Annotated in this window: 14 protein-coding genes; 7 read left to right on the top strand and 7 right to left on the bottom strand. The window is 27.6% G+C overall.

The genetic code is table 11. The features are described from left to right. Positions 1-7: 7 nt before the first annotated feature. A complete protein-coding gene (locus GQX97_RS10380) occupies positions 8-535 on the bottom strand; it encodes a hypothetical protein (RefSeq protein WP_157151887.1) in 528 nt (175 codons plus the stop codon). Between the two features lie 179 nt (positions 536-714). On the opposite strand from GQX97_RS10380, the gene GQX97_RS10375 reads away from it, so the two are divergent. The 4 genes from GQX97_RS10375 (at position 715) to GQX97_RS10360 (ending at position 3848) form a co-directional block, all read left to right on the top strand. After that, positions 715-1137 carry an HIRAN domain-containing protein gene (locus tag GQX97_RS10375; protein ID WP_157151886.1) on the top strand — a complete coding sequence of 141 codons (423 nt, stop codon included), beginning with the start codon at positions 715-717 and terminating at the stop codon, positions 1135-1137. A 9-nt stretch (positions 1138-1146) separates the two neighbouring features. Then, positions 1147-2166 (top strand): DNA polymerase III subunit delta, encoded by a 1020-nt coding sequence (gene holA / locus GQX97_RS10370; protein ID WP_157151885.1) that lies wholly within the window; start codon positions 1147-1149, stop codon positions 2164-2166. 72 nt (positions 2167-2238) lie between these two features. Continuing rightward, entirely contained in the window at positions 2239-2793 is a 555-nt protein-coding gene (locus GQX97_RS10365; RefSeq protein ID WP_157151884.1) for a DJ-1 family glyoxalase III, read from the top strand. A gap of 68 nt (positions 2794-2861) precedes the next feature. Beyond that, positions 2862-3848, top strand: a complete 987-nt coding sequence (locus GQX97_RS10360; RefSeq protein ID WP_157151883.1) for a sugar phosphate nucleotidyltransferase — start codon at positions 2862-2864, stop codon at positions 3846-3848. Here GQX97_RS10360 and GQX97_RS10355 read toward each other — a convergent pair. From GQX97_RS10355 to prfA, 4 genes are read right to left on the bottom strand one after another with little or no spacing between them, the layout of a single operon-like run. Beyond that, positions 3845-4270, bottom strand: a complete 426-nt coding sequence (locus GQX97_RS10355; protein WP_157151882.1) for a hypothetical protein — start codon at positions 4268-4270, stop codon at positions 3845-3847. The genes GQX97_RS10360 and GQX97_RS10355 overlap by 4 nt on opposite strands. Before the next feature lie 25 nt (positions 4271-4295). Next, positions 4296-5732, bottom strand: a complete 1437-nt coding sequence (locus GQX97_RS10350) for a spiro-SPASM protein (RefSeq protein WP_157151881.1) — start codon at positions 5730-5732, stop codon at positions 4296-4298. 10 nt (positions 5733-5742) lie between these two features. Further along, entirely contained in the window at positions 5743-6447 is a 705-nt protein-coding gene (locus GQX97_RS10345; protein WP_157151880.1) for a hypothetical protein, read from the bottom strand. A gap of 10 nt (positions 6448-6457) precedes the next feature. After that, positions 6458-7528 carry a peptide chain release factor 1 gene (prfA, locus tag GQX97_RS10340; RefSeq protein WP_232473348.1) on the bottom strand — a complete coding sequence of 357 codons (1071 nt, stop codon included), beginning with the start codon at positions 7526-7528 and terminating at the stop codon, positions 6458-6460. Between the two features lie 376 nt (positions 7529-7904). Between prfA and GQX97_RS10335 the strand changes: the two genes are divergently transcribed. The 3 genes from GQX97_RS10335 (at position 7905) to GQX97_RS10325 (ending at position 13801) form a co-directional block, all read left to right on the top strand. Continuing rightward, positions 7905-9293 carry an MATE family efflux transporter gene (locus GQX97_RS10335; RefSeq protein ID WP_157151878.1) on the top strand — a complete coding sequence of 463 codons (1389 nt, stop codon included), beginning with the start codon at positions 7905-7907 and terminating at the stop codon, positions 9291-9293. A 76-nt stretch (positions 9294-9369) separates the two neighbouring features. Beyond that, entirely contained in the window at positions 9370-11541 is a 2172-nt protein-coding gene (recJ, locus tag GQX97_RS10330) for a single-stranded-DNA-specific exonuclease RecJ (RefSeq protein WP_157151877.1), read from the top strand. 598 nt (positions 11542-12139) lie between these two features. After that, the gene (locus GQX97_RS10325) at positions 12140-13801 is read left to right on the top strand and encodes a formate--tetrahydrofolate ligase (protein ID WP_157151876.1); all 1662 of its coding nucleotides are present in this window, start codon (positions 12140-12142) and stop codon (positions 13799-13801) included. A gap of 365 nt (positions 13802-14166) precedes the next feature. Here the strand turns inward: GQX97_RS10325 and GQX97_RS10320 are convergent, their stop codons facing one another. Both GQX97_RS10320 and GQX97_RS10315 read right to left on the bottom strand, forming a co-directional pair. Then, positions 14167-14595 (bottom strand): PepSY-like domain-containing protein, encoded by a 429-nt coding sequence (locus GQX97_RS10320; protein WP_157151875.1) that lies wholly within the window; start codon positions 14593-14595, stop codon positions 14167-14169. Between the two features lie 211 nt (positions 14596-14806). After that, complete coding sequence (locus tag GQX97_RS10315) at positions 14807-16375, bottom strand: FAD-dependent oxidoreductase (RefSeq protein WP_157151874.1); 1569 nt, start codon at positions 16373-16375, stop codon at positions 14807-14809. Positions 16376-16393: the final 18 nt, after the last annotated feature.

Here is a 16393-nt window from a genome sequence, read left to right as displayed (position 1 = left end):
ACTATTTTTAGATAGGGTATTTTTGATAACTGTCGGTACTTTCTTTACCATTTAGTATATCAAGGTATTCTTGTATTTTTTCTTTTTCTTTATCTGTAACATTAGCATTTTTTACTACATCATCTACACTAGTGCTTTCACCGCTAGTACCTATACCAGTAATAACTCCTAATGCATTTTCTTCACCAACTATGCCTATAATTCCATTTATAGCGTTTTTCTCTTCTTCATTTACTTTTACAGTATGAAGATTACTTCCATCAGGTACTGCTATAACATAATCACCGTTGTTTTTATCATCTTTATATATTCCGCCAAGTCCTGCTATTGTACTGTCTAATGTATAGTTTCCTTCACTACTTCCGCCTGTTATACTAATAGTATTTCCATTTACACTAACGCCTGCCCAATTACCATTTGCTAATTTATCTAAAAAGAAATCATCTCCCGGTCCTGTTTTAGTTAAAGTGCTTTGCCTACAAGATGATATAGTTATTAATATAAAAATTATATATAATATTTTTAGCGTTTTCATTAAAAATATCCTAAAAAATGTATTTACTATATATAAATATACAATTTTTATAAATAAAAACAATACTATAATAATCGACTTTATAAATTAAAAAATTAATTTACATATTTTACACTTGACAGAAAATTTGAATTGAAGTAAAATTTGTACAATAAAAAATATTTTTAAGGTTTATAAAATTGTATTCACAAAAAAACACCAAACACACTACATATATAGTGAATTATCAAGAAACTTTTAAAAGAATTATTATCAATAAATATTATAAAATGAATAGGTATTCTATAGACTTTTTTGTAGCAGGATATAAATATAATGATGGAAAAGAAATTATAGAATTATTATCTAGAAATGAGCCTATTAATCTTATAAGAGAATATTTTATTGGTTATGATCCATTCGCTATAGCAGTTTATGATGAGAGATGTGAAATAAGACTAGGGTATGTACCTAAAATAATAGCACCTCTTCTAACATACAAAATGGAAGATGAAAATTATAAAATAAGAGCTATAGTAAAAAATGTGAAATTAGAAGAGATAGATGAGTGTAAATTAGAGATAAGGGTTTTTATAGAGAGAGCTTTGAAAAAGGCTAATTAAAAGATTATTATGATTGGTAGAGTAGTAGTTAAAACAGAGTCAGATTTTAAAAAAATAAAAGATTTATATATAAAAGAGCCTTTTAAATATTCAATATATATACTTACAGGAAAAGAGAGATTATTTAAAAAGGCATTTATTACTTCTATGCATTCTCTTGTTTTTAAAGATGAGGGTGATAGTGAAATGAATTATAGCTTATTTTATGATAAAAATGATGCTGTAGGTTATTCTCCTTTAGAAGTAGCTGATACTCCGCCTTTTGGCTCTAATATAAGGCTTGTTGTTATATACAAATACAATAATTTTCAGGAAGATTTTTTGGAATATTGTATTAATCCTTCGAAATCTTCTATAGTAATATTAGAAACAGAAAATAATTTAGAAGAAGATGGAATATATAAATATTTTTCAAAAAAACAAAATGTAGATTATATTCATTTTATAGATTTTCCTATTCCAGACGAGAGAGATTTTCGTTCATTAATTACAGCATATATAAACAAAAATAATAAAAAGATTTCTAATGATGCTGTTGATTATATTGTTAATAACATCAATTTAGACTATGATTCGCTTTACTCTGAATTGGATAAAATATGCAGTTATAATGATAAAGAATATTTGAATGTTGAAGATATTATGGATTTTACTTATGTGTCTAAAAATAGAAATATATTTGATTTTTTAGATTCTGTATTTGAAAGAGATAGGAAAAAATGCTTTTCTATTATGCATAGATTAGATCAAGATGCTTCTTCTTCTCTTACTTTGATGATGAATAATTTTTTAGCATTATATTATATGAAGATATTTCCTCCTCAAACTACTTTAAATGATATTAGCAAATTAACTAAAATACCTTCATTTATATTAACAAAAAAGAAGCCTGTATTAAAGCTTTATTCATTAAATGAGATAGTGAATATAATTTCACAAATATCCAAATTAAATACATTGAGTGTTACAACACCGAATAATATTTTTAAAGCACATTTTGAGCTTTTTTTATTCTCAATTACAAAGTAATTAATATATATTGCAAAAAAGAAAATAAATATTAAAATATTAATAATACAACTTATAAGGAGAGCAAATATTATGTCAAAAAAAGTTTTAGTGCCATTAGCTGAAGGTTTTGAGGAAATAGAGGCTGTAACTATTACAGATGTATTAAGAAGAGCAAATATAGAAGTAACAACTGCTTCTTTAACTGATAATTTAGAGGTAAAAGGTTCACATGGTATAGTAGTAAAGGCTGATACTACATTAGATAAAATTATAAATGAAGATTTTGATGCTATATCTCTTGCAGGCGGTATGGGCGGAATGAATAATTTAAAAAATGATAAAAGAATTATAGCTAAAATACAAAAAATGTATGAAGACAAAAGATTAGTATCTGCAATATGTGCTTCTCCTATAGTATTAGGTGAAGCTTCAGTTCTTAAAGGTAAATATACTTGCTATCCAAGCTGTCAGAGTATGGTTAAAGGCGGAGAGTATGTTGAGAAGGATTTAGTTGCAGTTAATGACAATGTTATTACTTCTAAAGGACCTGCTACTACAGTATTTTTTGCTTTAGAGTTAGTAAAATATTTGCTTGGAAGTAATGAAGAAGTTGCTAATGCCATGCTTGTACCATTAATTAGATAATATATTGATTTATTTATATTTATGAATATATTATAATATGTAAAATATTTTTTATAAGGATATATAAATTGAAAGTTATAATACCAGCAGCAGGTGAAGGCACCAGATTAAGACCGCATACTATTACAAAACCTAAACCTATACTTCCTATAGCAGGTTCTACAATTATAGATTTTATTATGAAAGAAGTATTAGAATTAGAAGATCTTGAAGAGGTGATATTTATAGTAGGATATTTAAAAGATAAAATGATAGACTACTTAACTTCTAAATATAAAGATGTAAAACTTACTTTTGTAGAGCAAAAAGAGTTTAGAGGTTTAGCTCATGCTGTTTCGCTTACTAGAGAGCATATAAAAGATGATGATAAGCTTTTTATTATACTTGGAGATACAATATTTAAGCTTAATTTATCAGCAATAGTTGCTAAAAATGAAAATGCATTAGGAGTATGTGAGGTTGATAACCCTAGCAGATTTGGGGTTGCATTACTTGATAGTAATGGTGTTATTACAAAACTTATAGAAAAGCCTAAAGAGCCTGTAAGTAATTTGGCTCTAACAGGAATGTATAATATAGTAAGCTCTAAAGAATTATTTGACGCTATAGATTATATAATTAAAAATGATATAAAAACAAAAAATGAATATCAATTAACAGATGCTTTAGAGTATATGATACAAAATGGAAGCATATTTAAAACATTCAAACTTGATGGGTGGTATGATTGTGGTGAAAAAAATACTATGATAGAAACAAACAGAACTATAATCACTCATAGTATACTTAGTAAATGGGTAAAAGATACTGCTATAATACCTCCAGTTTTTATTGAAGAGGATGTGAAGATTAATAGGTCTGTTATAGGGCCTTATGTGCATATAGGAAAAAACTCTAATATAGAAAACTCAATATTAAAAAACTGTATAATGTTTGAAGAAGTAAATATAACAAATGCTTTAATGGAAAACTGCATAATATCAGAAAATGCTATTTATAAAGGCAAAACTAATTCTATGGATATGGGTGCTTCTATTAATATAGAGCAAAATTAAATAATTATTAGAGCCATTATAAAAAATTGTATAATTAATATTACTATACTTATAATTGTATTCATTACAAAAAGAGAGATAGGGTAGTCGCTCATAATTATTGTAAATTTAAACTTTTCAAAAGTAGCTATAAAGGCATAGATTAAAAAAGCTATAAATATTTCTGCATAATTATTTATTGATAAAAAATAATGAAAAAACATTACTAATAATGCTAAAAATAAACTTTGAGATATAGAGAAAATTTCAAAATAATAAATCATTTTTAATCTATTGTCCCAATTTCTAACACCGGGTAAAATTTCTCTTAAATGATAATATTTTTTAAAATATGGAACTTCAGATATAAATCTTGTAAATAAAAATCTAATTAAATAAGCGGCAAAGAAAAGCTCTAAATATTCTACAATTAATTTTTCCATAAACTAATACTCAAAAATGCTATTACTAAAAGTTAAACAAATACCACTCATCACAATTTTTACAAAAGTCTAAACTCTTTAAAGTATTCTCTTTATAATAGTTTTCTAATGATTTCCAAATATTTTCTAGAGTCTCTTTATATATTGATGCTACAAATTTTTCTTTATTTATATCAAATCTGCAAATATAAATATCCCCATAAGCATCTATAAATAAATCTCTAGCCAAATGCCAACATCCAACATTTATTAAAGGAGTCATATCTCCAATTTTTTTATTTTCTACAATTCCTCTATAAGTATAATATTTTTGCATTATAATCTCTATTTTATACTTATCAAAATATTTGTAATATGAAGCCAAATAATCAAAATTATCTTTCTGTTTTGTAATTTGAAGATATGTGTTTTTTGGCTCTCTTATAAAATAATAATCTATATTAGAGAGTATTGTTTTTAAATAATCTTCTTTATAAATTGTATTAAATACATTTTGCTCTACTGTATCTAAATGAATTATTACATGCAAATTATTATTTTTTTCTTGAATAAGCAAAAGTTTTTTAGCATTTTCTTCATCAAGTAAAACAGCATTAGTCTCTAAATATACATTTACATTTTTATTTGAAAGAGCATATTCTAATATATTAAAAACATCTTTATTTAAAAGAGGTTCATAATAGCTTCCTATCGATAAATGAAAATCATCACAAAAATTTAAAAGTTTATTATAAATAGTTTTAAACTCTTCTATAGTTAAATTTCTCTCTTCTTTGTTTATTTCGTTTGAAAAAGCATTAGATGATAATAGATTTTTATTTATTAAGTTTTGCCTATTATTAATATCTATTTCAACATATGAAGGCAAAGTTCTTCTTAATGAAGCATCTTCTCTTATAGCCTTAGTAACATCATTATAATCTTTATAGTTTATTAGTTTTGATATAATTAGAGCATTTCTTTTACTATTAGCAAATAATGATACCCTATAATATCTCATGTCATATTCAGACACCAATATTTCTATCTCAAAAAAGTTAGGGTCAATGAATACAATATCTTTTATAGTGTTTTCTGTTATATTAATATTTTTTGTTTTTATGCAATTAAATAATTTTTCAAAAGCATTTCTTCTTATTATAAAAGGTATGATTCCTTCAGGATAATTTTCTCCATAAGTAAAATATGATATGTTTTCATTATGTATTTTGGTGAGTTTTACAGTTTCATCTATATTAAACATTGGCATATTATTTGGAATATATATAATATTGTCATAATTTTCTGTTTCTTTATATATATTATTCAAATAATCTTCAGTTGTATTTGCAATATAATTTATATTTTTTACATCACAATTAAGTTCTTGTTTTAAGAGTTCTATTTTTTTAGAGAAATCTTCTAAAAATATCTTTGAATATTCATTTTCAAATGATTCATCAACAATTATAATGAATTCCATTAAAAACACCTCATATATAATCTAAAATAGTTTTTGGGTTTCTTATAACCAAATTGCATAAAGCACAAACATAAAAATCATCATGCTCAATATTTTCTACATTATCATACATGTCATTAAAATCATAAACGTCCATTTTCTCAAAAGTATTATTATTAATATCTATTATTTTTAAAATATTAGTAGAAGCACAATATGGACATCTATATACAAAATCTTTATTAATATTTCTAATGTTTATTTTTTTGTATTTATTTTTAGCATATATTTTAAATCTATTATTAATATATCTATGCGGAAATATTTTTATATAATCATCTAATGATATTTTTTTTAATGGATAAGCTTCTATAGAGTCAAATTCTTTTTTTGCTGTACTAAATAGATTGTTTAAAGTTATATTGTGTAAATTAAGAACATCTATAAACTTATCATTAGTAAGTTCATAATTGTTTAGAGTAGCATATTCAGGATAATCGCTTATAACAATTTTGGATTCATATTTATTTTCTTTAAATAGACCAAACTCTCCAAAACAATATTTATTATCTTTAGAGTAAGCAAAAAGCCCTGCAAAAGAAATTTCATTATGTTTATACGAATAATCACAATATAAAACATCACTAAAACTTTTTATATAATTGATAACAGTATCATCATCTTTTATATTATGTAGTATTTTTTCGTCGCCAAGTATATTTTCTATATATTTCATAATTTATTTATTAGTCTGAATAAGAAGCTAATAATTCCTCCTGCTCTTTTTTAAATAAAGCATCAGTAATTTCTGTTATTTCTCCGTCCATAAATCTATCTAATTTGTATAATGTAACATTAATTCTATGGTCTGTAACTCTATTTTGTGGAAAGTTGTAAGTTCTAATTCTTTCACTTCTGTCTCCAGAGCCTATTTTATCTCTTCTTTCTTTAGCCTCTTTTGCTTTTCTTTCTGCCTCTTCTTTTTCGTATATTCTTGCTCTTAATACTTTTAATGCTTTTGCTTTATTTTTGTGCTGACTTTTTTCATCTTGACATTGAACCACCAAACCAGTAGGTAAGTGGGTAATTCTTACAGCACTGTCTGTTGTATTAACTGATTGACCGCCGGGACCGCTTGAACGAAATATATCTACTCTTATATCTTCATCTCTTATTATTACATCACTCTCTTCTGCTTCAGGCATAATTGCTACAGTTGAAGCAGATGTATGTATTCTTCCGCCTGATTCTGTGGCCGGTATTCTCTGAACTCTATGCGTACCGCTTTCAAATTTTAAAGTTCTATAAGCATCCTTTCCAGAAACAGAAAATATTACTTCTTTATATCCACCAAGCTCTGTAGGACTTGTGTCTATTATCTCCATTTTGAAATTTGCTCTCTCTATAAAACGGCTGTACATTCTAAACAAATCACCCACAAATAAAGCAGATTCATCTCCACCAGTGCCAACTCTTATTTCTACTATTATATTTTTACCATCATTCTTATCTTTTGGAAGGAGTAGAAGCCTTAAATCATTAATAATATTTTCTTTTTTTTGATTTAATTCCTCTATCTCAGCTAATGCCATGTTTTTTAATTCTTTATCAGTGTCAGAATTGTTAAGCATATCATTTGCATCTTCTATCTCTTTTAATACTATTTTTAATTTTTTATATTCGTTTACTATATCTTCTATTTCTGACTTTTTTTTCATTAAATCTTGTATTACTCTGTTGTCTTTTATATTAGCATCATTTAATTTGTCTACTATATCATTATATGTGTTTTCTACAGATGAAAGTTTATCTATTATTGACATAAAAATTATTATTCTCCTAAATATTGTTTTTTATTATATACGAATAAAGATATTTATCAACTATTGTATTTTAATCTATATTAATATAAAAAAATATTTATTATAAAAAATATAGTTTTTGTATATTGACTTTATTTTTTTGTAGATATAATATCTTTTACTGTTTATCTGGATATTTTTATTTTATCTAATTGTATTAAGCTTTTTTATTATTATAAAGCTTTTAAAACGTAAGCAAAAAAGAAGCTGTAATTGTTCAAACATCGTTTATATATATTTTATTTTTTGTCGAAACTACAAAACTTTGATGAAATAAAAAATATTAAATCAAAAAAAATAATAATTAGTTATAATAATAATGAGGGAAATTATGGAAAGGAATAAAATGTTAGAGCTTACAGAGGGAAATGTAAATAGGGGGCTTATTAATTTGGTGGTACCTATGATACTTGGGAACCTTTTAAATATAGCCTACAATATAGTTGATACAATTTGGATAGGACAGATGATAGGCCCTAAGGGACTTGGTGCTATTGCTGTGAGTTTTCCTTTAATATTAATACTTCAAGCTATTGCTTCTGGGGTTACTGTTGCTGCGAATGTTTTGATTGGTCAATATTTTGGTGCTAATGATAAAGATTCTGTGCTTTATATTTCTAGAGTCTCTACAACTATGAGTGTAATACTTGCTTTAGCATTGGCAGTATCAGGATATATATTTGCACCTATGTTAATGAAATTTTTAAATGCAGCTGACAGCATAATGGAATATTCTGTTAGTTATTTTAGAATTAGTATGATAGGTTTTCCATTTTTGTTTTATTATTTTTTGGTATCTGCTTTGCTTAGGGGAATAGGGGATACTGTAAGACCTCTTATATTTTTAGCTATAGCCTCTATTGTTAATGTAATATTAGACCCAATAATGATAAAGGGCTTATTTGGTTTTCCTGCTATGGGCTTAGATGGTGCTGCTTATGCTACTGTATTTTCTCAAATTCTTTCTGTACTTGTAAGCATAATATATTTAAAATTAAAGGATAGTATAGTGCGTGCTAATCCTTTTAGAATTGTTTTTGATGCTCATATTAGTAAATTAATGTTTAAGATAGGTTTGCCTTTTGCAGCTATGCAATTAATAATTTCAATTAGCTGGTTATTTTTAAATAGAATTATTAATACTTATGGGGAAGAGGCTTCTGCTTCGGTTGCTGTATCTATGAGGGTGGATTCTTTATCATTTTTGCCGCTTTTAGCTTTATCTGCAGGTATTGCTACTATGGTTGCTCAAAATATTGGTGCTAATAGAATGGATAGGGTAAAAGAGATATATAAAGCAGGGCTTAAAATAGGAATAGGGCTTTCTACATTTATGGCACTTTTTTCTGTGTTATTTCCAGAGCTTATAGTGAGATTATTTACTTCGGATATGAGTGTATTAAAATATACAAAAAGTTATATATATGTGGTTATGCCTTCTATAATACTTCTTTCTGTGATGTTTGCTACTAATGGCGTTATTAATGGGGCTGGAAAAACTTTTATACTTATGATATTTGCTTTTGTGGCTCATATGCTTATAAGAGTTCCTCTTGCACATTTCTTATCTACAAAAATGGGGTTATGGGGAGTATGGACTACTATGGCTATTGTAAACTTTATTAGTATGTCTCTCATACTTATTTATTATTTTACTGGGCATTGGAAAAAAGATGCCAATATAGCTAGCCATTCTGCTGCTAAAGGAAATGAGGCTTAAATTATACTTGAAACATTGAAGTAAATAAAATATACTGTTGCAATAATTTATTTTGTAATAATTAATAAAGGCTTTTATGCAAAAAATCGACATAGACAATTTAAATCCCATTATAGAAGAGTTGTTAAAATTAAGGGGTATAGTATCAAAAGAGGATATATTTGACTTTTTCTTTCAAGATATATATTCACTTTCTAACCCATTTAATATTAGGGATATGAACGCTTTTGTAGATAGACTAAAAGAAGCTATAGAGTATGATGAAAAAATATTGATATATGGCGATAAAGATGCTGACGGAGTTACTGCTGCTTCTATAATATATAACACTCTTAAGGCTGTTACAAAGAATGTCGAGGCTTTTGTACCAAATCATGAAGTGGGTTATGGGCTTTCAAAAGATGTTATTGAAGAGTATGCTAATTCTGGGGTGAGTTTAATTATTACGGTTGATTGCGGTATATCCAATGTTGCCGAGGTTGAGTTTGCGAGAGAGCATTCTATAGATATTATAGTTACAGACCATCATGATATACCTGAAATACTTCCTAATGCTTATTTAATATTTAATCCCAAGCTTTCAAATACTGGTTTTGTATCAAAAAACTTTTCTGGGTGTGCTGTTGCTTTTAAGCTTATGCAGGCATTTGTTTTCTCTTATACTAAACTTTACAACAAAGACATTATTGTGTTGGATTATGAAATAGATAAAAATACTGATAAATTAAAAAGAATAAGGGCATTAAAGGCTACTAATTTTGTTTATAGTGATGATGTATTTGGATTTGAACTTGTAAATAATGAAAATGCTTACAAATCAATTTATTTAGATTATTATGAAGAGTTTTTATCAGAAGATGAAGTTTTAGAAGAGCTGGCTAGTTATATGTTTGAAGGTGAGAATGTTGTATTGGTTCTTACTGGCGGAGAGATGAGATTTAAAAAACTTCTTAGACTATATGAAAAATATGAACTATTTTTGCCTGAATATGATAATGTTTATGATTTGCTTCAATTGGGTGCTAATTATGGGGGCGTTAATATAAAATCAGTAAAAACATTAGATGAGTTTGCTTTGCTTCTTAAAGTTAATATATATAAATATAATGATATTCTCTATAGAGACTTAATAATAAAGATGGAAATTTTTAGAAGAATGTATTATTTAAGTCAAAAGCAATTGCAAAACTATATAAAAAGAGAATCTATACTTGTATTGTTTGGTACTGTTGCTGATGTTGTGCCTCTTATTGAAGAGAATAGAGCTTATATAAAATGTGCTTTGGCAGAATTAGAAAAGCCTAATCATGTAAGGTATAATGTTATCTTAGAGAGAATAAAATTATTAAATACTAAAGTTGATACTCAGGCTGTAAGTTGGAGGCTTGCTCCTTTTATTAATGCTGCTGGGAGAATGGGAAAGCCTGAATATGCTTTAAGGCTTTTAACTTCTGAAACTAGAGAAGAGGCTTTTCAATTATCTGAAGAAGTTTATAATCTAAACGAAACAAGAAAATCTCTTACAGAAAGCAATTTTAATATAGTGTGTGAATATATAAGAGATAATAATTGCATGTCATACCCTATCATAATAGTAAAGAGCGATTTGATAGACAGAGGTTTAACAGGGCTTATAGCTGGTAAGGTTTTAAGTCAATATGGAAAGACTGCTGTTATACTTTATGAATCTAAAGAAGATGGTGTTTGTACAGGAAGTATTAGAAGTAGAGGCGATGATAATGCTCGCGATATGCTTGAGTATTCCAGTGTTTATTTAGATAAGTTTGGCGGGCATAAAAATGCTGCTGGTTTTACTGTGAGCGTAAACAATTTTGAAAAGTTTGCTAAAAAAATTATTAAATATGCATCTGAAGAGAATTTTAACACTTCAAAAGATGAAAAAAGTTATGATTTGGAATTAGATTTTAAAGACATTAATATGCAATTTGCTGAGTATTTAGAATTATTTGAGCCTTATGGTTTTGCTAATGAAGAGCCAGTGTTTTTTACAAATAGGGTTACTATAAACTCTATAGAAAAAATAAATAAAAATAATAAAATTCATTTAAAATTGCAATTACAAAAAAATAACATCAGAGCTAATGCTATAATTTGGAGTTCATCTGAAGAAGAATGTTCTAAATTGGAAGCGTCAAATTTTATAAATATTTCATATAAGATAAAAATTAATAGATTTAATGGCAGCAAAGAAGTAAAGATTTACATAGAGAATTATGAGATAAATTAAAACAATTTTTAGTTTTGTTGTTTGTGGGGACTAGCCCCCACACCCCCACTTCTTTTGGTGACCCAAAGAAGCAAAAGGACTGCATTTTTTGCTTGGAATGTTGGTATTATCTTTTTATATATTCCAAACATATAAAGCTATAGCACTTGCACTTTTTGGTTCTTTTGACGAAGTCCGCACCGCGAAGGCGGGAAAAAGAACAACAAAAAATTGATATAAAATAATAGTTTTAATATATATTAAAAATTTTTGACTTTTTTATTTCAGTTATTTGCAGGGCTTTGCCCCGCACCCCAGTTCTTTTACGACCGTAGGAAGTGCCTTCGGTATTGGTATAAAAGAATCAAAAGAACTGCATTTTTATTATAAATTTTATAATTTAATTGTACATTAAAAGGCACTCTCCCGTACGACTAAGAAGTTATAATTAAAGCATAGCATTACCGTGCGGCAAGGTGGTACAGCTCGTACGCGGGAAAAAGAACAACAAAAATTGACAAACTTAAAAAATTTTACTATTTTATTGTATAATAATTTTTAAATCTATTTTATAATAGTCTAAAATCTATAAATAATTTATTGCTTAGGAGTCGTATTTATGAAAACAGATATACAAATAGCACAAGAATGCAAATTAAAAAGAATAGATGAAATAGCTAAAATGCTTAATCTCACAGATGAAGATTATGAGGTTTACGGTAAATATAAGGCAAAGATAGAATTATCAGTTTTAAACAAATTAAAAGATAAAAAAGATGGTAAATTGGTATTAGTAACAGCAATAACCCCAACACCAGCAGGAGAAGGAAAATCCACTGTTACAATAGGGCTAACACAGGGCTTAAACAAAATAGGCAAGAATGCAGTAGCTGCTTTAAGAGAGCCTTCACTCGGTCCTGTATTTGGAATTAAAGGAGGAGCTTGCGGGGGCGGATATGCTCAAATTGTTCCTATGGAAGATATTAACTTGCATTTTAATGGTGACTTTCATGCTATAGGTTCTGCTCACAATTTAATATCAGCTTGTATTGACAATCATATTAAACAAGGAAATGAATTAAAGATTGATACTAATAAGGTAGTGTTTAAAAGAGTTGTTGATATGAATGACAGGGCTTTAAGAGATATTGTTATAGGGCTTGGGGGAAGTGAGAATGGAGTAACAAGACAATCATCTTTCCAAATAACTGTTGCTTCAGAAATTATGGCTATACTTTGTTTGTCTAATTCTTTAATGGATTTAAAAGAGAGAATAGGAAATATTGTATTTGCTTATGATGTTAATGATAATCCTCTAAAAGTAAAAGATTTAAAAGTAGAGGGTGCTGCTTGTGCATTGCTTAAAGATGCCATAAAACCAAATTTAGTTCAGACTCTTGAAAACACTCCCGCTATAGTGCATGGAGGACCTTTTGCTAATATTGCTCACGGATGTAATTCAATACTTGCTACAAAGTTGGCTTTAAAACTTTCTGATTATACAATCACAGAGGCTGGTTTTGCTGCCGATTTGGGTGCTGAAAAGTTTCTTGATATAAAATGCCGTGTTGCTGGACTTAAGCCTAATTGTATAGTGTTAGTTGCTACTATAAGGGCATTAAAACATCATGGAGGAGCTTTAGAGCTAAGCAAAGAAGATTTGAATGCTTTGAGTAAAGGTTTTGAAAATTTAGATAAGCATATTGAAAACATGAAAAAATATAATGTGCCTGTGGTTGTTGCAATAAATAAATTCTCATCTGATACTGATAAAGAAGTAGAATTAATTAAAAAACATTGTGAAGATATGGGGGTTGATATATCATTATGCGAAGTGTGGGAGAAAGGAGGAGAAGGAGGAAAAGATTTAGCTCAAAAAGTTGTGAAAGCTGTTTCCGAAGAATCAAATTATAAGCCTTTGTATGATTTAGATAAAACTATAAAAGAAAAGATAGAATGCATATGCAAAGAAATATATGGAGCAGGAGAAGTAAAATTCTCTAATAAAGCTAATAAAATGATGAAAAAAATAGAATCTATTGGCTTTGGAGGCTTGCCTATATGTATGTCAAAAACACAAAAATCAATATCAGATAACCCAGCACTTTTAAATGCTCCTAAGGGTTATACTCTAAACATTGATGAAATAAAACTAGCTTCAGGTGCCGGTTTTATTATAGCTATGGCAGGCGGAATTATTGATATGCCGGGTCTTCCGAAAGTACCTGCAGCATGCAATATAGATATAGATGAAAACGGCAAGATTACAGGTTTATTTTAATTTTAGATGAGCTGATTTTTGAATATAGCTAAAATTCTGAGTTTGTAAATTTTTATTGTTCTTTTTCCGTGTACGAGCTGTACCACCTTACCGCACGGTAATGCTATGCTTTAATTATAGCTTTTTAGTCGTGCTGGGGAGTGCCTTTTAATGTACAATTAAATTATAAAATTTATAATAAGAATGCAGTTCTTTTGGTTCTTTTATACCAATAAAAGAACTGGGGGTGCGGGGGCTAGTCCCCGCAAATATTTACAATAAAAAATAATTTTGAATAAAATAAATCATTTGCTATGTATATTCGTTAAATAATAAAAGCCTCAAATCCTAGTACAATTTGAGGCTTTTTGGTAAATTCAATATTCTTAATCATCAAACTTCTGTCCCATAAGCTGTCCGTTTGAAGATATAAATAACTCCATCATATTGTTTAATTTTACTTTGTAATTACCCCACTCTTTCTCAACGTCTATTACCATAGCTTGAGGATATGCTTTCTTTACAGCAGCACTTATAGCAGCAGGTAAAGCAGAAAAAGGTACACCGTTATATTCGCCGTCTATACTCTGCCAATTACCATTAAGTAAAAAATCGATAGAAGCTCCATTTGAAAGCTTTACTTCAAATTTTCCTCCGTCTCTCTCAACTTTCCATATCTGAGCATTAGGATAAACTCTCTGTATGAAAGCTCTTGATTTTTGAGGTAATGAAGAAGCAGGTACTATCCAATCAGCAAATAAACTAGAGCTAGCAAATATTGTCAATGAAATTAATAAAGTTAAAAATTTAGTCATAAATAAACTCCTTAAAAAGTGATTGTAAATTATATTTACAATTATAATATAACAAATTTAATGATAATTGTCAATATTTTTTACAATAAATTTACTATTTTTTTACTTAAATTTGCTAAATTATAGGTGTTTATTATACATTTTATACATAGAATTTGCATAATAGTTAAAAATTAACTATAAAAGTAAATATTTTTTACAAAAGATTATATTAATACAAAGAAACCCTATTTCTTTTTATCTCTGTTCTATATCTTTTTATTTCGTATTCTACCTTTTTGCTGTCCCAGCCCAAAATATAAGCCATCTCTTGAGCTATATGTTCTGCTAATAATGTTCCGCAATCGTTCTCTGTAAGTATAAATCTTAATCTTCTCATCATTATATCATCTAAATGCATTGCATATTCTATTTCAATAAAATATTTTATTAAGCCTCTAGGTATTCTATTATCAAGACCAACAGAAACGAGCAAAGAAGAATCATCTTTACAAAAATCATTTAATCTTAATACCATATCCACAGAACCGAAATAGTCAATTAAAAATTTAACAGTTTCTTTATTGAGTACCCAATCTACAGATTTATCTATTCTGTTGTTCATAAACTTTTTAACACTAAACCACTTATAAGGCTTACCATACATTTTGAGTAAAGTTTTAATAGCAAGATAAGAAGACATAGTGAAATTGCCGCCCTCAACCATAAATAAATCATAAATAGGGTGAGAATGTATCTTCATATCCATAGGGTCAACAGTCATCATTCCAGATTGTGAAGTAACTATATGATTTTTATTAACTATAGAACCAAAATAAGTATTATAAATATCAAGCAAATATTCTATTTCATCGCTTGTTGAATATATACAATCCAAATTACCAGCATATTTTTTTACAATAGGGCCTATTATTGTCATATCTTTCCATTTTGTTAAGAAAACATTAGGTCTATCTTTGATTTTTGGTAAAACAACAGATTTATTTATATGAATTATATCACTATTAACTATAAAGTTAGTAGCTTTTACATATTTTACTTTATTTGTAAAATTAGACTTTGGAAGCATAGACACTATACTATCTCCCCAAGCACCAGCTGCTACTAATATTTTTTTAGCACTTATTTCATAAATTTTGCCGTTTATTTTATCTGAAAGTATCGTTTTATTAATTTGCTTTTCATTATAATCAAAAGCCTTTACTTCTGCATAATTAATTATATCAGCACCATATTCTTTAGCTTTTAATAATAATTCTAAAACATATCTGCTGTCATCTATTTGAGCTTCAAAAAACTCCGTAGCCCCTATTACATCATTATTATTCAAATCAGGTAAAGTTTCTAATACAGAGGTTCTGCTATGAGATTTATGTTTTTTAGTTTTTCCAAAAATTGACATTAAATCATATATACTAGCTTTTAATTCATTTCTTATTAAACCAGAATTACCATTTCTACCGCCGCCAAAATATATAGGATATAATATTCCAAAAGTATGAGCTGAAGATTTATTAATGAGATTATTTCTTTCTCTTACTTTAAAAACTGTAGAGATAAAGTTATTGGCAGACATATCATGAAATCCGCCTGTGAGCATTTTTGAAGTTCTAGAAGATGCTCCAAAAGAAAAATCATGTTTGTCTACTAGAAGAGTAGAAATTCCTACTCTTGCTGTTTTCATGGCGATGGTAGCTCCTATTACTCCGCCGCCTATAATTAAAAGATCGTATGTTTTATCTTTAAGATTAGAGAGTATATTATATCTTGAATTTACCATTAATAAACTCCTTGTATA

The sequence above is a fragment of the Brachyspira sp. SAP_772 genome (genome assembly GCF_009755885.1).
In the GTDB taxonomy this organism is placed as follows: domain Bacteria; phylum Spirochaetota; class Brachyspiria; order Brachyspirales; family Brachyspiraceae; genus Brachyspira.
The sequence above is the reverse complement of the archived record's forward strand: the minus strand, read 5'-3'. Positions and strand labels throughout refer to the sequence as shown.